A 20,238-nucleotide genomic window follows, 5' to 3' on the forward strand; every position below is an offset into this window, starting at 1 on the left:
GTCGTCGAGCCGGCTGGTCAAGGCGCGCAGCCGCGCCTCGTCGCCCTCGACCGCGGCCGGCCACGCGAGCGCCACCTCGGCCGACGAGGCGCGAGTTGGCAGGCCGGCGTCGCGGGCCAGCGTCAGCGCCTCGGTCGCGGAGACCTTCGCGTCCCGCATCCGTCCGGCCCGGAACTCCGCCGACGAGCTGGCGTGGAGCAGTCGCGGCAGCCGGCCGAGGTCGCCGCGGTCGCGCGCCTGCTCGATGCCCGCGGCCGTCAGCTCGAGCACCGCGTCGTCGTCACCGAGCACGATGGCGGCGTACGCGCCGTGCAACAGTACGTCCGGATCTGCGGTCGCGCCCGACGACCGGGCGCAGGCGACCGCCGCGCTCAGGTGGCGCAGGCCGGCCTCGTAACTGCCGGCCACGAGGTCGGCGAAGCCGGAGACCTTGCAGTCCTCGTGGCCACGGGCCTGCAGCTGCTCGGCGGCGGCCGTCACCGGCGACGGGTCGGTCGCGAACCAGCCGTACGACGCCGCGGTGGCGTACAGGCCGAACGCCACGTCGTCGGCGGCGACGGCCGCTCCGTCGAGCAGCAGGCGGGCCGCGCGTCCCGGATGACCGCGCTCGAACTCGGCCGTACCTAGGATCCGGAGCCGTCGGGTGACATCGCCGGTGGTGACCGGCTCGGCGCGCTCGGCGAGCGCGGTGGCCGCAGCGGCGTCGCCACCGGCGAGCGCGGCATCGGCTGCGGCGAGCAGTCGCTCCGCGCGCAGACTGACGTCGGTCGTCAGCTCGGCGGCCCGCGCGAGCAGTCGAGACCCGGCCGCGGGGGCCCCGCAGCCGGCGAGGCGGCTGCCCGCGGCGCTGACCTCCTTCGCAATCGGTTCGTCGGGCACCAGCGTGCCGGCGGCGAGGTGCTGCGCGCGTCGTGCCGGATCGTCGGTGACACCGGCGAGTGCGCGATGCACCTCGGCGCGCTGCGCGGCGGGAGCGTCCTGGTAGATCACGGTCGTCAGCAGCGGGTGGCGGAACCGGACCTGCTCGCCGGTCGCCTGGACCAATCCCGCCCGCTCGGCGGACGCGAGGTCGGCGAGATCGGCGCCGAGAGCCGCGGCAGCGGCCGCGACCGTCACGGTGCTCCGGCCGCCGTCCGCCGCCGCGATCAAGGCGAGCAGCCGCGCCTGTGACGGGAGTCCGACCAGCTGGTCGCGGAATCGTGCGGCGACCCGATCGGCCACGGGCAGCGGTGTGCCGTCGTGAGCAGCGGGGACTTCGTGGGCGGCGATCTCCAGGATCGCGAGGGGGTTGCCCTCGGCGGCGGCGATGATCGGCGGCTGAGCGGTCTGCGGCAGACCGCGGTCGGTGAGGAGGTGGGCAGCCTGGTCCGGCGCGAGTCGGCCCAGATCCAGCGTGGTCGCAGTCGGGATCGCCGGTGCGGCGCCGCGGGTCGCGAGCACCAGCACCAGCCGCTCCCCGGCGAGCCGACGGGCCGCGAACCCGAGCGCCTGCGCACTCGCGTCGTCGAGCCAGTGGGTGTCGTCCACCAGACACAGCAGCGGCCGGTCGTCGGCTGCCTGTGCCAGGAGGTGCAGGACGGCGAGCCCGGCCGCGAACCGGTCACTGTGGTCCGCCGCGCCGTCGCCGTACGCCGCGCGGAGCACCGCTGCGTGCCGTGGTGCCAGCGTGGTCAGCTGCTCCCGCAGCAGCCACGCCAGCTGGGACAGGCCGGCGAGGCCGAGCGCGGCCTCCGCCTCGACGCCGGCGATGCGGACCACCCGGAAGTCGCGTGCCGCCTCCGTGCCGGCGAGCCAGTCGAGCAGCGCGGTCTTGCCGATGCCCACCTCACCCCGGAGCACGACGACGCCGCTGGTGCCGTCGAGGGCAGCCTCCAGCACCGACGTCAGTCGTGCCTGCTCGTCCGCCCTGCCGTGGAGCATGCCCCGACCTCCTCCCGGCCTTCGTGGAGAGAAGTCATCTCGCACCGCCGGCTATTCCTGAGCCGGAGATTTTTGTACCGAATGGTTCACGGGGCCTTGACCCCAACCGGGCTTGAACGTGCACGGTGAGCGGATGGCTCCTGCAACGGGTCTCCACCCGGACCGCCTTTGCCGCCGACGGTCAGCCCGAGCCGGGCGGCGACCCGGGGCTTTGCATCGTCTGACTTCCGGGCGTGAGACCGACGGCGTCCGTCGGCTCCGACAGCCTCCGCAGCAGCAGCCATGCCAGTGCCGGCATCGCGACCAGGGGCACCAGGGCTGCCTGGAGCGACGTGTGGTCGGCGAGCGCGCCGACCAGCGGGCTGGTCAGGCCGCCGGCACTGACGGTGAGTCCGAGCGTGATGCCGCTCGCGGTGCCGATCCTGCTCGGCAGGTAGTCCTGCGCGAGGGTCGTCTGCAGGGAGAACGGTACGTAGAGAGCGATCGCCGTGATGATGACGAACGGATAGATCGCGAGCCCCGGTACGACGACGATCCCGCTCACGCCGACGACGGCGGCGGCGTACGCCCACCTGGCCACGTCGACGCGGCGCCAACGCTCGGCCAGTCGGCCGCCGGCCACGGTGCCGACGGCGCCTCCGACGTACAGCAGGGCGAGGGCTGCGATGCCCGCCGCGGTGCCGCCGCCAGTGCGCTGCGCCACGTGCAGCGCGAGGAACGTACCGAGACCTACGAAGACGATGGACCGGCAGACCACCACCGCGGCCAGCCTCACCATCGCCGGCCAGTCGTCGATGCCGGCGACCTGCCTGCTCGTGGTCGGGCCCGGCTCCGGCGCCGTTGGGGCCGCCAGCAGGTAGAGCACGCTCCCAACCACCGCCGGGACCAGGAGGATGGGTGTGTACCGCAGGCCGCCGAGCGCTGCGACCAGACCGACCAGCAGCGGGGCCGCGGCGAAGCCGACGTTGCCGCCGAGCACGAACCCCCATGGCCCGGTGACTGCCCCGGCTCACGAGTCGCGCGACCCGGGCGGACTCCGGGTGATACGCGGCGACCCCCGCGCCCGACAGCGCCACCAGGAGCACCGTCACCAGGTAGTCGTCGACCACCCCGGACAGCGCGATCCCGAGTCCGGCGACCAGGGTGCTCACCGGCAGCAGCCAGCGCAGCGGGTGGCGGTCGGCCACGAAACCGAAAAGCGGCTGGGTCAGCGAGGAGAGCAACGAGGTGGCCAGCACGAAGCCCGACACTGCAGCGTAGGAGTACGCCCGCTCGGCGACGAAGAGCGGCACCAGCGCCGCGAGCGCGCCCTGGTAGACGTCAACGCATCCATGGCCGATGGTGAGGAAGAGCATGCTCCGGTCTTGACGCACGTGAGGAGTCTGCGTCCCGCGCCGTCCTGCGTACTTCCGATAACCTGTCGACTGTTGTCGATATCCCGCCATGGATGCCGGAGGTGATCACACCGGCATGATCGACGTACGGACCCAGCCGATCGCTCCCACGAGCATCCGCTGGCTCGACCGTGGCGACAGCATCGACACCCACCGGCACAGCGACCACCAGGTGGTCTACCCCGCCAGTGGGGTGCTGACCATCACCACCGACCGGGGCTCGTGGATCGCCACGCCGACCAGCGTGATCTGGGTGCCCTCCGGGGTCGCTCACGCGCACGCCGCCCACGGCGAGCTCGAACTCCACCTCGTCGGCGTGCCCGCGACCACCGCAACCACCGGCCTCACCGAACCGGTGCTCCGCAGCGTCACGCCGCTGCTGCGGGAGCTGATACTCGAGTGCACCCGGGTCGCCGAAGCCGACACGCCGCGTCGCCGACGACTTGTCGCCGTGCTCGTTGACCAGGTGCGGTCCGCGCCACCCGCGCACGGCCACCTGCCAGCCCCGACGTCGCTGCTGCTGCGCGACGTGTGCGGGATCCTGGCCCGCGACCCGGCCGACAGCCGTACCCTCGCCGCCCTCGGCCGTGATGTCGGCGCCAGCGAGCGCACGCTCTCCCGCCTGTTCCACGCCGAGCTCGGCATGACCTTCCCGCAGTGGCGCACCCGGCTGCGGCTGCACCACGCCCTCGAACTGCTGGCCGAGGGCGGATCCGTGACGTCCGTGGCCCACCGCTGCGGGTGGTCGTCACCGAGTGCCTTCATCGACGTCTTCCGCCGTGCGTTCGGAACCACACCCAGCGGTTACCGACGGCCCGCGGCCCGCGCGGCGCTGCGGACCTGACGCCCGTCCCGGTCGGGGCCCTGGTGCCGCGCGCTCGGCCGGGTTGCGTCGAGGCCGGCCAGGCGCTTCTGGGCCCCGGGGCGAGGCTCATTGCAGCCAGGTCACCTCGTCGAGGTCTGTGGTAGCGGAATGTTCCTGCTAGTGTCGACTCCATACCCCCCGGGGTACCATGAAGGAGTGGACATGAACATGGATCCGAACCAGCTCGGAGATGTCGTCGCCCGGCTGAAGCGAGTACAGGGCCAGGTCGGCGGGATCATTCGCATGATCGAGGAGGGTCGCGACTGCGCAGACGTGGTAACCCAGCTCGCTGCAGCGGCCAGAGCCCTGGACCGCGCCGGCTTCAAGATCATCGCGACCGGGTTGCGACAGTGCGTGGTCGACGGCACCCGGCACGTGGACGAGGCCGAGCTGGAGCGCTTGTTCCTGTCCCTGGCCTAGGGGGTTGTCTGATGGATCCACGTACCGCATTTGACCGTCGCGAGGAGCTCCAGTTCCTCGACGTCCGCGAGAAAGACGAATGGGACGCCGGTCACATCGAGGGCTCTGCACACATCCCGATGGACAGTGTTCCCGACCGGCTCGACCAGATCGACCGTGGTCGCCCGGTGATCGCGGTGTGTCGCAGCGGCCGCCGGAGCGGACTGGTCGCGGCCCACCTCTCGCGTGCCGGTTTCACCGTCCACAACATGACCGGAGGCCTGGAGCAGTGGGAGGCCGAGGGCCTCCCACTCACCGGGCGCCGGACCCAGGCGGGTTGAGGCATTGCCGGCCCTCTCACTTTTGCAAGCAGATACCCTACCCGGTAAGGAACAAGCAGGATGGTGCAGATCGAGACCATCGAAACCTCGGGCCTCGGCGACCGCAGCTATCTCGCCACGGATGGTGGGGTGGCCGTGGTGGTCGATCCGCAGCGCGATATCGACCGGGTTCTCGAGCTGGTCGACAAGCACGGCGTGCGCGTCACCCACGTGTTCGAGACCCACATCCACAACGACTACGTGACCGGTGGGCGCGAGCTGGCCGAACGGTTGGGCGCCGCCTACGTGCTCTCCGCCGACGACCAGGTGTCGTACGACCGGCTTGGCGTCGGGGACGGCGATGTGATCACCACCGGTGCTCTGCGGATCCGTGCCCTGCACACGCCCGGGCACACCCACCACCACCTCAGCTACGTGCTGGAGGACGCCGACGGCCGGCCGCGGGCGGTGTTCACCGGCGGTTCCATGCTGTACGGCACCACCGGCCGCACCGACCTGGTGGGCCGGGAGTTCACCGACGAGCTCACCCACGCCCAGTTCGCGTCCGTCCGGCGGCTGGCCGCCGAGTTGCCTCCGGAGACCAAGGTCTTCCCCACCCACGGGTTCGGCAGCTTCTGCTCGGCGACCCAGGCCAGCGGCCAGGAGTCCACGATCGGGCAGGAGCACCAGGTGAACCCGGCGCTCACGCTGGAGGAACGGGAGTACGTCGACAACCTGCTCGCCGGCCTGGACGCCTACCCCGCCTACTACGCCCGCATGGCCCCGATCAATCGGCGGGGACCCGCACCGGTCGATCTCTCCCTTCCCGTGCAGGTCGACGCTGCCGAGCTACGCCGCCGGATCGAGGCAGGTGAGTGGGTGGTCGACCTACGCGACCGGCGGGCGTTCGCGGCGGCGCACCTGGCCGGCTCACTCGGGTTCGAGCTGTCGACCAACTTCGTCACCTACCTCGGATGGCTGTACCAGTGGGGCACGCCACTGACACTCATCGGGGAGTCGGAGCAGCAGATCGCCGAAGCCCGCCGGGAACTCGTCCGCATCGGCATCGACGCCCTGGCCGGCATGGCCGTCGGCGACGTGGCCGCCCTCGCTGATGGCGAGCCGCTCCGCTCCTATCCCGTGACAGACTTCGCCGGACTGGCGAAGGCCATGGCCGAACGCGACGTCCACGTGCTCGACGCCCGCCGCAACGACGAGCGTGCCGCCGGTGGCGTCGCTGGGTCGCAGCACATCCCACTGCACGAACTCCGCGACCGGATCGACGACGTACCTGCGGGTGAGCTGTGGGTCTACTGCGGCTCCGGCTACCGCGCCTCCATCGCCGCCTCCGTCCTGGACCGCCCCGGTCGCCACGTCGTGCTCATCGACGACAGCTACGACTCGGCGAGAAACGCCGGACTCGAGAGTTAGATGCGAACCGCGAGCGCTCTCACTCGTCACAGCTGACGCCCGCACCACCCAAACAACTCCGCGAGGAGATGCATGACGAACGCAAACCACCATGTCGATGCGGCCACCGTGCGCGGGTGGCTCGACCATGCCGACACCGTGACCGTGATCGACGTACGCACACCTGCCGAGTTCGACACCGCCCACATCCGGGGCTCCTACAACGTCCCGCTCCGGCTGCTCGACGAGCACGCCGACCAGGTGCACGCCCGGCTGGACCACCACGTCGTGCTGGTGTGCCAGTCCGGCTTACGTGCGGCTGAAGCGCGCCAGCGGCTCGCCGCCAACGGCATGGACGACCTGCACGTCCTCGACGGCGGCGTGCCCGCCTACGCCGCTGCCGGGGGGAACGTCGTGTACGGACGCCGCCGCTGGTCCCTGGACCGCCAGATACGTCTCACCGCCGGGCTCCTCGTGCTGCTGGGCACGCTGGCGAGCCTGTGGGTGCCGTGGACGCTCGCGGTCGCTGTCACCGTGGGAGCCGGGCTGACCTACGCCGGCCTCACCGACAGCTGCCTGATGGGACGAATGCTGTCGAAGCTGCCGTACAACCAGCGAAGCGGCGAGCCCACCGCCGACACCATCCTCGCCCAACTACCTGCGAAGAAACCGGCATGACGGCGCGACTACACCTTCGAGGCGACCACCAGTGACCGCAGCGCTCCTGCTCGGCCTCCTCATCGGTGTTCTGCTCGGCCTGCTCGGCGGGGGCGGGTCCATCCTGGCGGTCCCCGCGTTGGTGTACGGCGTCGGCATGCCACTTCGTACCGCCATCCCCACGTCCCTCCTCGTCGTCGGGATCTCCGCCCTGACCGGCGTCTTCCCCCGCCTGCGCTCCCACCAGGTGCAGTGGCGGATCGCGGCGGCCTTCGGGACCGCCGGCGCCGGCGCCGCGTTCGCCGGCGCCGCCGTCAACCGCCTCGTCCCACCTCAGATCGTGCTGCTCGGGTTCGCCGCCCTCATGGTCGCCGCCGGACTCCGCATGCTGCGCGAGCAGCCCGAGATCGGCGGCGACTGCGCCCTCCCCGGCGGGGGAGTCAACTGGCGCAGCTGCCTGCCCAAAGCCATCGGTGCCGGTGCTGGCGTCGGCTTCCTGACCGGACTGTTCGGCGTCGGAGGCGGGTTCGTCATCGTCCCCGCACTGGTACTCCTGCTGGGCCTGCCCATGACGGTCGCGATCGGCACCTCCCTGGTCGTCATCGTCATCAACGCGGCCGCCGGCTTCCTCGCCTATACCGGACACGTCGCACTCGACTTCACCCTCGCCGCGGCATTCACCGGAACCGCGGTCGTCGGATCACTCACCGCGGCCCGCGTCGCCACCCGACTGCCGGCACACCAGCTACGCCGCTGGTTCGCCTATCTCGTTCTCCTTGTCGCCGCGCTGGTCGTAGGCCAACTCATCTTGACTCCACACGGCTAGACCTGAAGATGGCCACGAGATAACGGGCCACGTCGAGAATTCGAGGCCCGACCGGTATGGCAGAAACCTGCGAGGTCCAGCTGCGGACTCACCCTGACTTGGCACAACCTCGCGGATTACTCACATCGCCAGCCCCGAACCAGGCCGTCCATAGGATGGAATCTCCAGCCGGCGCAGTCGAGATGCTACGGACAGCAGGTGAAATGGAATGACCATGGATTACGGTACGCACGTGCAGGAGGAACTGCGCGAGCTCACCCGTGAGCTGCGGCGGGCCATCCCGCAGGTATATGCCGGATACAAGCAACTGCACGATGGTGCGCTTGCAGCCGGTGCATTAGACGCCAAGACCAAGGAACTGATCGCCTTGGCCATCGCGGTGAGCAAGGAATGCGACGGCTGCATTGCGGCTCACGCGCACGCCGCCGTCGAGCGGGGCGCGTCAGAGCAGGAGGCCGCCGAGGCGATCGGGGTGACAATCTTGATGAACGGTGGACCAGGCACCGTCTATGGGGCACGAGCATTCTCTGCATTCCGCGAGTTCGACGCGAAGAAGAACCAGTAAGGCCGACGCATCTCCCGCCCGATGACGCCGACACGTTTCGGCCGGCCCTTGCGCTGATCACGACCGGCTGGCCCACCGGCTTCGGCTACCGACCGAATGTGGGCCCGTTCGTCTTCGATATCCGAGCGCGCGCTCGGAGCCACCCAAGCAGATGGCGTATCCGTTCCGGGTACCAGCGCGTTCCCAGTTCGGCGTTGCTGATCATCTGCGGTCTTCTGGAGGCCCTGCGCGGCCAGATTGTAGCCACGCGGCAGCGTTTGGGCGATGCAGAGACACATCGCTCGACTATGACGTCTGCACGTCGCCGGCGATCGACCAGATGGCGAAGCTGAGAGCGATTGCGACCGCGACCAGGGGCCAGGTGGGCACTCGTCGCGGGAAAGCATTGCCGACGAGTAGGGCGACGCCGATGAGGATCAGTGCCAAGGGGGCCAGTGTCAGCATGCGTGGACGGTACAGGTGTACCGCTGCCACGTCCGGGCTATCGGCACTTCAGACTGGAGACCGTCTGCGATTCAGGTCTGGGCCGATCGCGACCGGCGTGACGTTCGCGCTCACGTCCCTCGTGTGGTCTGCGGGCGAGCCCCGCGAGATCGCCGAGATCGTCGCCTTCCTCGCCAGTCCCGCAAGCAGCTACATCAACGGCGCGATCCCCTTCGCCAACGGCGGCGAGCTCAGCACCCTGCCCGGCTGAACGAAGAAGGCTTGATTCCTTTCCGTCAGCCTGTCGGATCCGGCGCGGGGCATTCGTAGTAGGAATGAGACGCGGCCGGAGGAGGCCGCGGAGACAAGGAGTCGTGAGATGGCGCGGTATCTGATCTCGTTCGAAGACGGCGCGATGGACTTCCCGGACGAGGACCTGCCCGATGTGGCCAAGGCCGCGCATGCCGTCCGTGAGGAGGCCAGGGACGCGGGCGTGTTCGTCTTCGCCGGCGGGCTGGACTACGACGTGAAGCCCGTCGTAGTCGCCACTGACGGGATGGTCACCGACGGCCCGTACCCGGAGAGCAAGGAACTCCTCGGCGGCATCACCATCGTCGACGTACCCACCCGGGACGCGGCCCTGGAGTGGGCCGCGAAGGTCGCGGCCGCCTGCCGCTGTGCGCAGAACGTCCGTGCGTTCTTGCCGAAGCGAGGCCGCGACGAGAAGGCGCGGTACCTGATCTCGTTCGACAACGGTGCGATGGACCACTTCGCCGAGGAGGACTGGCCCGAGGTGGGCGAGACCTCCCATGCGGTGATCGAGGAGGCCAAGGACGCCGGCGTGTACGTCTGCGCGGGCGGGCTGGACTACAGCCCGGAGGACGGCAGTACGCCGGCATGGGTCGGCACGGTGGCCACCGACGGGACGGTCACCGACAGCCCGCGCCCGAAGGCCAGGAAACCCATCGGCGGCTTCACCGTCGTCAAAGTGCCCACCCGGGAGGCGGCCATGGAGTGGGCCGCGAAGATCGCGGTCGCCGGGCGCTGCGCGCAGGACGTCCGCATGTTCATGCCCGACCCCGCCGTCGACTGAGACCCCGTTGACGGCGACGCCGCAACCGTTCGCACACAGGGCGGCTGTCCCGGTGGCATCGCAAAGCTGCAACTACCGCCCAAAGATCGAGGTAAAGGGAAGACGATCTTGATCGTCTTCGGCGTGGTGCCTGCGACCTGGGCTGTTGGGCCAGTGAGGGGACTTGAGGCGGGCAACTCGATCGCGGCCTGCTCGTCCGCTCTCCGGAGGTCGTCGACCGGGTGCACGGTCGCCCGGTGTTGCAGGTCGTTGGGGGCACGCCGGGGCCCGGTGCGAGCGACGTATTACGACTGGGACTTTGTGCGCGGGTCACCCATCGGTTCCGGCGTACCTGACTGTGGACTGCTCCCGGTAGGGGTGGGCCTTTGATGGCTGGTGAGGCCGTTCGGGGCCGCGTCAGGGCCACGTCCGGCTGTTGAACCTTGAACGCCACCAGAACGTTTGTCGAGGAGACTGCGTATGTCGGCTACGAGGTCGCGCATCTCAGCGGGCAGATCCCGCTTTCCGTCGGAGTGGCGACGGTTGCGACCGATGCGGGCAGTTGCAGCTATCCGAATGGCGGCGGTCCGGCAGATCTCGATTCCGGTGCGCTGCAACTCGTGCGAGTGGAGTACCTGTCGTCTGGCTTGCTCGTGCAACCTTCTGGCAATCTCACGCTCGCGGCGCAACTTCTCCATCAAGCTCGCACGGGGCCCTGGCTCACCCTCTTCCACTGGCCCAGCCTAAGAGGCGTCAGGCCACCCGGTCCAACATCCGGCCATGACCGCCAACGTCTGATATCTGCTGACTCTTGCTGACGTGGACGCACAGGTATCCCTGGCTACTTCTCCTCGGAGGCGCTCCGGTACACGTCGTGGCGGCTCGGCTTGGCCATGCGGACCCCGCGATCACGCTTCGGGTGTACGCCCACGTGATCGTCGGGCATGCCGCCGGTGCGGCTGACCAGTTCGCCCAGGCGGTGGCGGTCGAGGTCGACCACGACGACGAGCATTCCGGCCGTGACGAACCGACCTCGCGTTAGCAAAGGTGCTAGGAAACCGGAGCGTAGTGGAAAACGATGCCCAGGCCAGGCCCGTGCTGACCTGGGCTTTCGTGTGGAGCCAGCGAGGGGAATCGAACCCCTAACCTCCCGATTACAAGTCCCTTAATGATCATGCTGGAGGGTACACACTGATGCAGGTTTCCCTTATCTGTAAGGGATTCGAGTCCGTGCGCGTCCACGGCCGTACGGACGTGCGTGCAGGTCCTTGTGACAGATCTGTGACACCTACCCGCCTCCGCCGCCACCCGGATGCCGTCTGGCCCACCTGCGCGTTACGAGGCAGCGCGGAGACGGTTTGGCGGCATGCGGTACGCCTGATCTACGCCTGGATCTGGGTGCTCAGGTGGGTTCTGAACGGTGTTGTACGAGCGGGAATTGAGACCACAACTGAGGCCACGGTCGCCGGAGCGGAAGGCTTGGGGATGCCCCGACGCCATCGAGGCATCCCCCGGACTCGGCCCGGCTCGAACGGGCTGCCACCCTCTCCATCAGTGGGGCGCGGTCATCCGGAGCCACCGCGCCTTGGGCGAGGACCACGACAGTGTAGGAACCGAAGCACGCGGCGCCGTCGCGCCCACTCCCCCGCCGGCGAGCGTCCGCTTTCTAGGTCCCGGGAGGTGGCGTAGTGGTTTGGGCTCGCGGTAGTGGTGATCATGCTTGGGCTGGCGATGGGTCTCCTCGCGCGGGTCGGTTGGCGTCACGGCTGGAGTCAGAGTCGGCGAATGCTGTCGTCGGGCCCCCACCCCTCGATCGAGTCTGAGGACCTCATGACAGTGCGTGACGGCCCACTGATCGATGGGACGGGGGGTGTGGCCGGTGTCCTGGTCTGGTTGGAGAAGGGCGACCAATTTCCTTCTGAGGTCATTTGGGCGGTCGCCAATCTGGCTTGTAGTCCGGGTGATCGTTGTAGATCGCCGCGAGTGTCTTTACCGCGACAAGGTACGGATCAGCGTCCGGGCTGCCCCGGTACGCCGCTTCCCGGTATAGCCGGACAATGGCTCGTCTCGCAGCACAAGTACGGAGGATGCGTTCAAGATCCAACTGGCTCATCGTGGTGTGGTATCCGACCCGTGCCAGGTGCTCGTCCTCCTCGATCCGTGCCAGCAGGAAGACGTCCACGTCATCCATGCGGTCAGGCTAGCTCGCGTGGCCATGTCGCCCCGGTCGACGCCCGGCGAACAGCGAAAGGGCCGGAGGGTTTGGCCGGTGTCCTGGCTTGGTCCGGGAGGTCGGGGGCCCGTAGCCTTGCCCGGCGCGGTGGGCAGCTGGCTGCCCGACCGTTACCGCCCACCGTGGGCCCCCGGCCTTCGGGTCCCGGGCCAAGCGAGGTGGCTAAAGCCTTCGGCCCGCCCCGGCCACCGCCGGGTTTCTGGGCGGAACGGTGCCGACGCTGTGAGGGTCGTCAGTCTTCTGGCGGCCCTTTCTTCGCGCCCAGCCGGGCCGGCCGACCGGGCGCCGTCAAGGCGCGGAGGGAAGGCCGGCCCCGTTGAGGCGGGCGCGGCGGCCCGTTCGGGCCGCCCTTGAAGACGTAGGGAAAGTCATCACGGCAGAGATCTTGATCGACTAACGTCGGCTTGGCAGCGCGAGAACCAGCCAGCAGGCCCGTCAGCGGAAGCATCCGGCCGTGACCCGATGCCCAGGTCGCGGGAGCTTGCCTTGATCGACTTGGTGGACGAAGTGGGGGGACCTTGTGAATAAGCGGCAGCTTATAGATGCTCTGGCAGTGCATTTCGAGTCACGTGCCGCCGCGGCTCGGGCATTAGATGCCGTCCTCGCGACGATCACCGAGGCTCTGGCGCGCGGCGAGAAGGTAACTATCACGGGATTCGGCGTCTTTGAAAAGGTCGACCTCTCGAAGCCAGTGAAAGGTAAGGAAAGAATTCGGCGTAGCACTCCGTCGCGGACAACGACAGTTAGATTCCGTAGCGGACAGAGACTGACCAAATCACTTGGCAGTGTAAGAATTGGCGATGGTTTTGCGCGCGCATGGCCTCCTCGATCGGTGCGAATGAGTCGTCGCCCCGCCAGGCCGATGGGTGTTCGCCCCGCCGGCCCGATCAACGTCCCAGATGACGACGAGTCGGATGAGGGGTCCTCGGAGTCCGGCGGTAAGCGTCGATGATTGATCTCCTTAAGGGTGCTGCTGGCGGTGGTTGGCCCTGGATTGTTAGTTGGCTCCTTCCGAGCTTGACCGCCATCGCGTCATTTGTCGTCGTGATCCTTCCCGCACAAGAGAGTCTGCTCGGAAGCCAGAAGATTCCGCCTGTGGACCTTCAGACGACTGTGTGGCTGATCGTAGCCTCCTTGGTATTGGCCTTGGTGTTGAACGGTCTTTCCACGATCTTATTTCGAGTTCTAGAAGGCTATTACCTGCCGGGATTCATTCGGCGGCGGCGGACCTTGCGCCACTTCAAGAAGCTGGAGTTGTACAAGTTGGAGGCAAGGCGCCTGCGCAAGAGATACAACGCGCTCTTGAAGTCGAGCGATGCAACTTCGAGCCAATCTCAGTCTGTCGCCCTGGCGTCGGATGCATACGGCGTTGGCATCAGCTACGGACTTGCATGGGAGAAGGTAGCTAGATACCCCGTTACTCCCCTACAGTTGGGTCCTACGAAGTTTGCAAATGCGATGCGGTCGCTTGAAACCTATGGGTACCAACGTTATCAGCTTGACTCCCAGGCTCTGTGGAGTGAGTTGCTAAGCGTTGCGCCGGAATCACTGCGGCACGACGAAGCGAATACGAACGCGGTGGTCAATTTTTTCGTAAGTCTAGTTTATCTCTCTCTTACCCTTGCGGTTCTATGCGCTGCGACTGTAATAAGGGAGGATGAAGGCATCGCAATATGGGCAACGGGCGGGATGGCCCTAGGTGTCTGTATTGTTTCCTACCATTTATCGATTGTCAGCATTCAGGCGTGGAGTTCCGCGGTCTGCGCCCTCGTCAATGTGGGGCGGGTGCCGCTGGCAGCGCAACTTGGGCTGAAGATTCCTCCTACCTTGCGGGAAGAGCGAGAGATGTGGCTGCTCGTGGGCCAACTGGTGACTTATCCGTATAACGAGCAGCGCGCCAGAAGGCTTGATCGCTACAGCCTTGAAGTGAAGCGGACTCAAAAATGGCCCCGCCGGAAGTCGGAAGGATAGGTCAATGCCCTGTCGGATCTCTATTTGACAAGGGCGTTCAGCCTGGGATCGCGACGCCGACGTGGCCCGGCTTTGCCCCTGGAGTCGGCTGAAGGGGCGGCTCGGGCGAGGAATGCTGAGGAGCAGGCCCAGGCTCGTCCGTCGATTCAGCGGTTCAAGCGGACGCCTCCCAAGCCGTGGCTGGTGTACTTCGACGGCCGCTGGGTGCCTGGTCATCTCGCTGAGTGACAGCAAGGTGCGGACGGGCCTGGTGGGCCATCGGCACCTGCGATGGCTACGAGTGGTCTGACTGGATGCCTGCCGGACGGCTCCACGCTGATCATTTGCTCGCGCTCTGTGGGTCCGGGTGACCTTCCGACGTCATCGCCCCACCTCCGCTCAGGCGTGGCCGGCGCGGGCGAGGGTGGCCTCGTCCGGATCACATCGATACTGGCACAACCACATCCTGGGCGTCGGGGTTCATCCACAGGGTGGTGATTGTTCGCCAACTGCGTCCTCGATGGCTCGTCGGATCGCCTTCCACGGCAGTGGAAGGCCCGGAGCACTACGTGGTTTGTGGACCGGCCAGACGTCTTCGCCGTAGACCAGATGTACACCGGCTTTTCGTAGTGCATCGAGGTGATTGGCCCACGCCGGTTGGCCGGTATGTGCTTCGTTCACTCTCGGGAAAATGACGACAGGAATCTCGCGGCCACCGATCGCCTCACACAGCTGCGTTAGGGCTTGGTTGTCCCCCAAACCGAGGGCAAGTTTGGCAACGGTGTTAGCCGTGGCCGGTACGACGGCATAACAGTCCACGGTGGGATGTGGGCTGATCTCCGCGGGAAGTCGTGGCTGATGGCGAACTGGCAGTCCGGTCAGCGCTTCGAGCTTGGCCAGCTCACCAGACTCCTTGAGCCAGCGAGCGGCTGTCGGGGTTGCAGTGACTGCAACCGTCCACCCGTCATCGATGAGTGGCCGGACAAGCTTCTCCCTCACCGCCTCGACTCCACCAGCCGAGGAGCACACCAGTCCCAGAACACGATTCGTCATTGGATCGCACGGCACCGCTCAGCGAGGCCCAAGACTGGCGATGACGACCGCCCGGTCGTCACTGGGGAGCGTCGATGGATCGCTTTCACCGTTTCCCGTACGGCGGCACTGTGCCGTACTAGATGTGGCGCTTGACGCTCCGCGGTCAGCAGTATCTCTATGGCAGCGTCGTCCTCGGCGACATAGCTGAGGGCTCTTGCTACGTCGATGGAGTGACCGACCTGTCGCTCGATCGATGCTGAGGTGGGTTGGATCCTAGGTCCATGCTCGACGACGAACGCAACGTCGCCGAGGTCGAGTGCTGTGGAGATTCGGTGGAGCATCACGTTCGTCGGCCCAAACGAGGTCTGCCAGTGATTCGCGTCCCGGCCGAGCTGCTGAGCTGCCTGGTGCGCGTTCTGAAGCAGCTCGCTCGTTGTAGAGCGGTCCTGGTGCCGGGATGCAGCAGTAGCCATACGCAAGTCCAGCATCCCGAGCAAGCTCAGTGCTTCAGCGTCGTTCTCGGCAACCCGTGGCGCAAGCCAGGCTCGGGCAGCACGTCCTAGCTCCAGCGCGTCCTCGTACCTCCCGATCGACAGCAGCGCATGCGCGCCCGCTCGCGCCGCCGAAGCGAGTACCAAGGGGTCGTCGGCCTGGTCTGCCGCGCCCATCGCTCTCTCGGCCGCTATCCATGCAAGGTCGGACTCGCCGATCTTGCTAAGTGTTGTTGCAGCCAAATGATGGACACGGGCGGATGCGGCCCATCCTGCTGTCGGCTGCTCGTCCAGGTCACGTTCGAGCGCTTGCGCAGCTCGGATCAGACTGGGAAGCGCCGTGATTACTTGCCCCAGCCGTCCTCGCTGGAAGTCCGTCCACGCGACCTCGACAGCCTGAACAGTGTGTCGGAGGCTTGGAGGTCGATTGTGAGACTCATCGTCAAAGAGCACTCGTGAGAGTCTGCGTGGGGTCATTAGTGCGTCGCGGATGGCCGGTACGTCGTCGTCCTGGCGGTCATGGTCCTCGACGAGCACTGGCTGACCGAGCAGGTCTCCTGGCGTTACACGCAACGCTCGTGCCACTTCAACGACAACGTCTAGGCGTCTGACCTGGCGGTCTCCACGCTCGACCTTGCTCACCCAGTCCACTGACCGATTGACCAGACTGGCGAGTACAGCCTGCGTCATGCCCCGGCGTGCTCGGTAGTACGCGATCCGTTCGCCGACGCTGAGATGGTCCCCTGCTCCGCGCATGCCACCACGATAGTCGAGCTTCCTACGGACCCGGACAGTTTGTCCGGGTAGTGAGCCCTGCCCGGAGGTTTCCTATTTCGGGAGAGGCAAGGTGCCTCGTTCGATCAGGACTCCTACGAAGGGGAGAGCACTCATGAAGCTGTTTCTGGATACGTCGCGGACCACGTTCACGGTGACGAAGGTGGCGGAGCCAAAGACCGATAACGAGGGTCGGCACAAGGCGGATCGCAAGACCGGCGAGCTGTTGTTCGTCGTTCAGGTGATGGCGCTCGACGCTGAGAACGGGGCGGACGTTCTCATGATCACTGTGGCGGGTCAACCGCCGAAGGTGAGCGTGGGACAGACCGTTTCCCCGGTCGAGCTGGAAGCCATGCCGTGGGCGACCAATGGCCGGAATGGTGTCGCCTACCGCGCCAAGTCTCTCGACACGAAGGCGTCGGTGAAGGCTGCCTGAGCCGCAGTCACACGGTGAACGCGCGACAGCGCACCTGTAGTCGAGTGCAACAGGAGTGATCTACACCCCGCTGTGATGGCGGCTGGTACGCCCTGACGGCGTACGTAACGAAAAAGAACGACCCCCAGATGGGGGCCGCTCCACAGATGGCGGAGAGCCGGGCCTGGCTACCAAACCGTCCGGCTCTCTGCCTTCCAACTCACTCCACCCGAAAGGGGAGTTCGTCATGTCCGAATCTACACCCAACCCGCACAACGACAACCCTGCTGGCCTGTCGGCCGACGACGTGGGCGACGTAGTGGCCGCCCGGGCGTTCCGGCTGATGGCGGCCTATGAGCACCTGCGGATGGCCGTGGACTGGATGTCTGCCGAGGCCAGCGCCCAACGGGCCCTCCTCGCCGCAACTGGCGACTGTGAAGAAGCACGTTTCGTGATGGCCGACACGGCGCAGATGATCGCCGCCATCGCGGCCGAACGTGACCATGCGGCCGAGGTCGTGGCCGCGCTCGTCGGAGAACACACCTTCAAGACCGGCGAGGTCCACCAGGCGTTCTACCGGACCGTCGGTGACATCACCGGCATCGATGTGAGCCGGAAGGTCGGGTGATCGGCGATGGCCTTCCGATCCCGTCCGAACCGCGCCTCGATGGTCGAGGTGTTCAAACCGCGCCTGCACGAGAAGTGGTGGGTGCAACTGTTGCTGGTGATCTGGCGGTGGTGGATCGAGTTCACCATCGTCGCCGCCCTCATCTGGGCCTATCTCCAGCTCGTTGATGACATGCCGTCCTGGGCGGCTGTCTGCGTCATGATCGCCCCGGTCACGGCCGGGCTGTGTGTTCCGGTCACCGGTCGGTTGATCCGGGGCTGGACCTGGTGCCTGATCACCCGACACCGGGTGCGGTCGTTCATGACCGAGAACGGGATCCGTAACCGGTCCGGGAAACTCCCGTGGATCCTGGCCACCTACCCCACCCCCGTGGGGGAACGGGTGTGGCTGCTGCTGATCGCCGGCATGTCCGTCGACGACATCAAAGACCGCACGTCGGCTCTTGCCTCCACCTGTTGGGCTGCTGATGCCCGGCTGGACAGGACGAGGCGGTCTGCCGCGGTGCTGCGGATCGACATCATCCGGCGCGACCCGCTCGGAACCAAGAAACCACTCAAGTCGACCCTCGTAGACACCACTGGCAACGGCAACGCCCCTGCCGAACACGTGGTGACCGTAGGACTGTCGGCACGTAAGACCGTGCCGTCCTGGGTCGTCGACACCCCCGCAACCGAACAGCCAACCGCTGTCCCGGCTGCTGCTGAATCCACATCCCGTGTGCGGGCCGTCAAGCCTGCCAAACCTGCTGTTGCCCAGACGTCGGCCAACGGTTCGACGGTCATGGCCAATGGAGAGGACATCTCCGATTATGTCTAGCCTGCTGCGCAAGGTGGTCCCCGGCCGAAAGGCCGGGGTCACCCCCATCACTCTCGGCCAATCCATCTTCGACCCAATCTTCCTCGGGATCGACGACTTCGGCTCAACCGTCAACATCCACTTGCCGCACCGAAACATGCTCGCCGCAGGCGAACCCGGCGGCGGCAAGTCCGTGCTGTTGAACAACATCGTCGCCCCCGCCGCGCTGTGCACCGACGTCCAACTCGTCCTCATCGACGGCAAGGAAGTCGAACTCGGCATGTGGGAAGACATCGCCGACGTCTTCGTCGGACGCTCCGAGGTCGAAGCCATCCGCATCCTCCGGCTGCTGCAGGAGGAAATGAACCGGCGCTACGACTGGCTCAAAACCGTACGCCGTCGAAAGATCGACCAAGGCGACGACCACCCCTTCATCCTCGTCGTTATCGACGAACTCGCCTGGTTCTCCGCCACCGTCGGAGACAAGAACAGTCAGGAAACCTTTATCCGCCTCGTCCGCGACCTCGTAGCACGTGGCCGGGCCGCCGGCGTCATCGTCATCGCCGCCACCCAGCGACCCTCAGCGGACATCGTGCCCACCAACCTGCGCGACATCTTCTCCTACCGATGCGCATTCCGCTGCACCACCGAAGCCAGCTCCGACATCATCCTCGGCACCGGCTGGGCCAAGAAAGGCTACGACGCCACATCAATCCCACCCGAAGCACGAGGCGTCGGCTGGCTCCTCGCCGAAGGCGGCTACCCCCGCCGCTTCAAAGGCGCCTACCTCTCCGACGACAACATCGACGAACTCGTCAACCGCGCTGCCGCCATACGCCACCACCACCACGGCGGAGGGCGAGCAGCATGAGCGACTACCACGGCCCACGACACCAGAAACCACGCTCTAGAAGGCGTTCCGGCATCCGGCGGGGACGCACCTACAACCGCCGCTACCGCATCGAGTTCTACGACCCGACCGGCGCCGACCACGGCGGGATCCCTACCTACGGCTGGCAGATGGCACCTGAAGGTCTGGCCACGAAGCGGCAGCTCCTCGCCCTGGAGCTACGCCCCGGCGGGCAACCCGTCGCGGCGCAAGTCATCTGGATGCGCGGCGGCAAACAAGCCGTCGCCTACCTCTACCGCATCGACCACGCCAAACCCAAGCGGATCCCGACACTCGCTCAGCTCCACGCGATCGAGAAAGCCCTCGCGGCACGGCGCATCTGCCCACTCTGCCGACAGGATGCCGGCTACACCATCCCCACCTCGCTCGGCTGCTGCGTCGACTGCCACCGACAACTCACCGAAGGAGACGAAGCCGCATGACCACACACACCCACACCCTCAACAGGCTGCGACTGCTCACCACCCTGATTGAAGACCACGGCGACGAGCTACCACTGGACGATCTCACGCTCCGGATCTCTCCCTACACCGGGCGAATCATGCTGCAGATCGGACAGGAAGCCGGCACCTGGGACCACCGGCGCGCCATCGTCGACAAACTCGCCCACATCTGCGACACCAGCACCGCCCGGTCCTACTTCACCTCAGATGTCGGTCTCGCCATCTACGAGGCGGAGTCGGATCAGTGGAGCATCTTCACCGCCACTGACGTCAACGAAGCCGCCTCAGTCGACACCTACGACCCAACGGGGCGTGTGGCATGAACCGAGACACCATCACACAGGCCGCCACATCCATCGGAGTACGCCCACTCGTCGCCCTCATCGTCGTCGGATCCGTTGGCGTCCTCATCGGCGACAAGCTCATCTTGGGCCGGATCGGACCCACCCTGGCCCTGTTGGCCATCGGAATACCCGCCTGTATCGGCCTGGGCCATCTCACCGGAACCGCAATGGTTCACAGCGGCGACATCCGCTGGGTCTTCGCCGGCATCGGCCTCATCACCTTCACCACAGTCGCCGCAACCGTCGCCACAGCAATGGCCAGCGCGGCCCGCGACGACGGGCACCACCCAGACAACGCCAGTGATGACACCGCTGCTGGCCACCGGGTCGGCATCGAGATCGGCAGCCACCACCGGACGGCTGCATGAC

At 66.9% G+C, this 20,238-nt stretch carries 25 protein-coding genes and 1 pseudogene; 19 read left to right on the forward strand and 7 right to left on the reverse strand.

Annotated features, from left to right (window positions below; genetic code table 11):
• The 3 genes and pseudogenes from ABN028_RS24600 to ABN028_RS24610 form a co-directional block, all read right to left on the reverse strand.
• Positions 1-1,920, reverse strand: a 1,920-nt coding sequence (locus ABN028_RS24600; protein WP_349698275.1) for an AAA family ATPase, incomplete at its 3' end; no start/stop codon positions are given.
• Between the two features lie 181 nt (positions 1,921-2,101).
• Positions 2,102-2,899 (reverse strand): MFS transporter, encoded by a 798-nt coding sequence (locus tag ABN028_RS24605; RefSeq protein WP_349698276.1) that lies wholly within the window; start codon positions 2,897-2,899, stop codon positions 2,102-2,104.
• A 64-nt stretch (positions 2,900-2,963) separates the two neighbouring features.
• Positions 2,964-3,365 (reverse strand): annotated as a pseudogene (locus tag ABN028_RS24610) (hypothetical protein); the annotation flags it as partial.
• Between the two features lie 25 nt (positions 3,366-3,390).
• On the opposite strand from ABN028_RS24610, the gene ABN028_RS24615 reads away from it, so the two are divergent.
• The 7 genes from ABN028_RS24615 (at position 3,391) to ABN028_RS24645 (ending at position 8,356) form a co-directional block, all read left to right on the forward strand.
• Entirely contained in the window at positions 3,391-4,158 is a 768-nt protein-coding gene (locus ABN028_RS24615; RefSeq protein WP_349698277.1) for a helix-turn-helix transcriptional regulator, read from the forward strand.
• Between the two features lie 183 nt (positions 4,159-4,341).
• Complete coding sequence (locus tag ABN028_RS24620; protein ID WP_349332202.1) at positions 4,342-4,599, forward strand: metal-sensitive transcriptional regulator; 258 nt, start codon at positions 4,342-4,344, stop codon at positions 4,597-4,599.
• An 11-nt stretch (positions 4,600-4,610) separates the two neighbouring features.
• Entirely contained in the window at positions 4,611-4,919 is a 309-nt protein-coding gene (locus tag ABN028_RS24625) for a rhodanese-like domain-containing protein (protein WP_349698278.1), read from the forward strand.
• A 60-nt stretch (positions 4,920-4,979) separates the two neighbouring features.
• Positions 4,980-6,329, forward strand: a complete 1,350-nt coding sequence (locus ABN028_RS24630) for an MBL fold metallo-hydrolase (protein ID WP_349698279.1) — start codon at positions 4,980-4,982, stop codon at positions 6,327-6,329.
• Between the two features lie 72 nt (positions 6,330-6,401).
• Positions 6,402-6,986, forward strand: a complete 585-nt coding sequence (locus tag ABN028_RS24635; RefSeq protein ID WP_349698280.1) for a rhodanese-like domain-containing protein — start codon at positions 6,402-6,404, stop codon at positions 6,984-6,986.
• 31 nt (positions 6,987-7,017) lie between these two features.
• Entirely contained in the window at positions 7,018-7,791 is a 774-nt protein-coding gene (locus tag ABN028_RS24640; protein WP_349698281.1) for a sulfite exporter TauE/SafE family protein, read from the forward strand.
• A 232-nt stretch (positions 7,792-8,023) separates the two neighbouring features.
• Complete coding sequence (locus ABN028_RS24645; protein WP_349698282.1) at positions 8,024-8,356, forward strand: carboxymuconolactone decarboxylase family protein; 333 nt, start codon at positions 8,024-8,026, stop codon at positions 8,354-8,356.
• Between the two features lie 285 nt (positions 8,357-8,641).
• Here the strand turns inward: ABN028_RS24645 and ABN028_RS24650 are convergent, their stop codons facing one another.
• Complete coding sequence (locus tag ABN028_RS24650) at positions 8,642-8,800, reverse strand: hypothetical protein (RefSeq protein WP_349698283.1); 159 nt, start codon at positions 8,798-8,800, stop codon at positions 8,642-8,644.
• 97 nt (positions 8,801-8,897) lie between these two features.
• Between ABN028_RS24650 and ABN028_RS24655 the strand changes: the two genes are divergently transcribed.
• The 3 genes from ABN028_RS24655 (at position 8,898) to ABN028_RS24665 (ending at position 10,893) form a co-directional block, all read left to right on the forward strand.
• Positions 8,898-9,050 (forward strand): SDR family oxidoreductase, encoded by a 153-nt coding sequence (locus ABN028_RS24655; RefSeq protein WP_349698284.1) that lies wholly within the window; start codon positions 8,898-8,900, stop codon positions 9,048-9,050.
• 108 nt (positions 9,051-9,158) lie between these two features.
• Positions 9,159-9,872, forward strand: a complete 714-nt coding sequence (locus ABN028_RS24660) for a YciI family protein (protein WP_349698285.1) — start codon at positions 9,159-9,161, stop codon at positions 9,870-9,872.
• An 853-nt stretch (positions 9,873-10,725) separates the two neighbouring features.
• Positions 10,726-10,893 (forward strand): hypothetical protein, encoded by a 168-nt coding sequence (locus ABN028_RS24665; protein ID WP_349332210.1) that lies wholly within the window; start codon positions 10,726-10,728, stop codon positions 10,891-10,893.
• 882 nt (positions 10,894-11,775) lie between these two features.
• Here ABN028_RS24665 and ABN028_RS24670 read toward each other — a convergent pair.
• Positions 11,776-12,042 (reverse strand): DUF6221 family protein, encoded by a 267-nt coding sequence (locus ABN028_RS24670; RefSeq protein WP_349698286.1) that lies wholly within the window; start codon positions 12,040-12,042, stop codon positions 11,776-11,778.
• A gap of 595 nt (positions 12,043-12,637) precedes the next feature.
• On the opposite strand from ABN028_RS24670, the gene ABN028_RS35495 reads away from it, so the two are divergent.
• Complete coding sequence (locus tag ABN028_RS35495) at positions 12,638-13,036, forward strand: HU family DNA-binding protein (RefSeq protein WP_502879212.1); 399 nt, start codon at positions 12,638-12,640, stop codon at positions 13,034-13,036.
• Positions 13,037-13,101: 65 nt separating this feature from the next.
• Positions 13,102-14,055 (forward strand): hypothetical protein, encoded by a 954-nt coding sequence (locus tag ABN028_RS24675; RefSeq protein WP_349698287.1) that lies wholly within the window; start codon positions 13,102-13,104, stop codon positions 14,053-14,055.
• 459 nt (positions 14,056-14,514) lie between these two features.
• Here the strand turns inward: ABN028_RS24675 and ABN028_RS24680 are convergent, their stop codons facing one another.
• Both ABN028_RS24680 and ABN028_RS24685 read right to left on the reverse strand, forming a co-directional pair.
• Complete coding sequence (locus ABN028_RS24680) at positions 14,515-15,033, reverse strand: flavoprotein (protein ID WP_502879213.1); 519 nt, start codon at positions 15,031-15,033, stop codon at positions 14,515-14,517.
• A 50-nt stretch (positions 15,034-15,083) separates the two neighbouring features.
• Positions 15,084-16,316 (reverse strand): helix-turn-helix domain-containing protein, encoded by a 1,233-nt coding sequence (locus ABN028_RS24685; RefSeq protein WP_349698289.1) that lies wholly within the window; start codon positions 16,314-16,316, stop codon positions 15,084-15,086.
• A 133-nt stretch (positions 16,317-16,449) separates the two neighbouring features.
• Between ABN028_RS24685 and ABN028_RS24690 the strand changes: the two genes are divergently transcribed.
• The 7 genes from ABN028_RS24690 (at position 16,450) to ABN028_RS24720 (ending at position 20,237) form a co-directional block, all read left to right on the forward strand.
• Positions 16,450-16,770, forward strand: a complete 321-nt coding sequence (locus ABN028_RS24690; RefSeq protein WP_349698290.1) for a hypothetical protein — start codon at positions 16,450-16,452, stop codon at positions 16,768-16,770.
• A gap of 226 nt (positions 16,771-16,996) precedes the next feature.
• Positions 16,997-17,377, forward strand: coding sequence for a hypothetical protein (locus ABN028_RS24695; protein ID WP_349698291.1), 381 nt, complete (start codon positions 16,997-16,999; stop codon positions 17,375-17,377).
• A gap of 6 nt (positions 17,378-17,383) precedes the next feature.
• A complete protein-coding gene (locus tag ABN028_RS24700) occupies positions 17,384-18,193 on the forward strand; it encodes a hypothetical protein (RefSeq protein WP_349698292.1) in 810 nt (269 codons plus the stop codon).
• Positions 18,186-19,043, forward strand: a complete 858-nt coding sequence (locus ABN028_RS24705; protein WP_349698293.1) for an FtsK/SpoIIIE domain-containing protein — start codon at positions 18,186-18,188, stop codon at positions 19,041-19,043. Before ABN028_RS24700 ends, ABN028_RS24705 begins: the two co-directional genes overlap by 8 nt.
• Positions 19,040-19,504 (forward strand): RRQRL motif-containing zinc-binding protein, encoded by a 465-nt coding sequence (locus tag ABN028_RS24710; protein WP_349698294.1) that lies wholly within the window; start codon positions 19,040-19,042, stop codon positions 19,502-19,504. The genes ABN028_RS24705 and ABN028_RS24710 overlap by 4 nt, the downstream gene beginning before the upstream one ends.
• A complete protein-coding gene (locus ABN028_RS24715) occupies positions 19,501-19,848 on the forward strand; it encodes a hypothetical protein (protein WP_349698295.1) in 348 nt (115 codons plus the stop codon). Before ABN028_RS24710 ends, ABN028_RS24715 begins: the two co-directional genes overlap by 4 nt.
• The gene (locus ABN028_RS24720; protein WP_349698296.1) at positions 19,845-20,237 is read left to right on the forward strand and encodes a hypothetical protein; all 393 of its coding nucleotides are present in this window, start codon (positions 19,845-19,847) and stop codon (positions 20,235-20,237) included. Before ABN028_RS24715 ends, ABN028_RS24720 begins: the two co-directional genes overlap by 4 nt.
• The last annotated feature ends 1 nt before the right edge of the window (position 20,238 follow it).

It is taken from the genome of Actinopolymorpha sp. B17G11 (assembly GCF_040196095.1).
Classification (GTDB): domain Bacteria; phylum Actinomycetota; class Actinomycetes; order Propionibacteriales; family Actinopolymorphaceae; genus Thermasporomyces.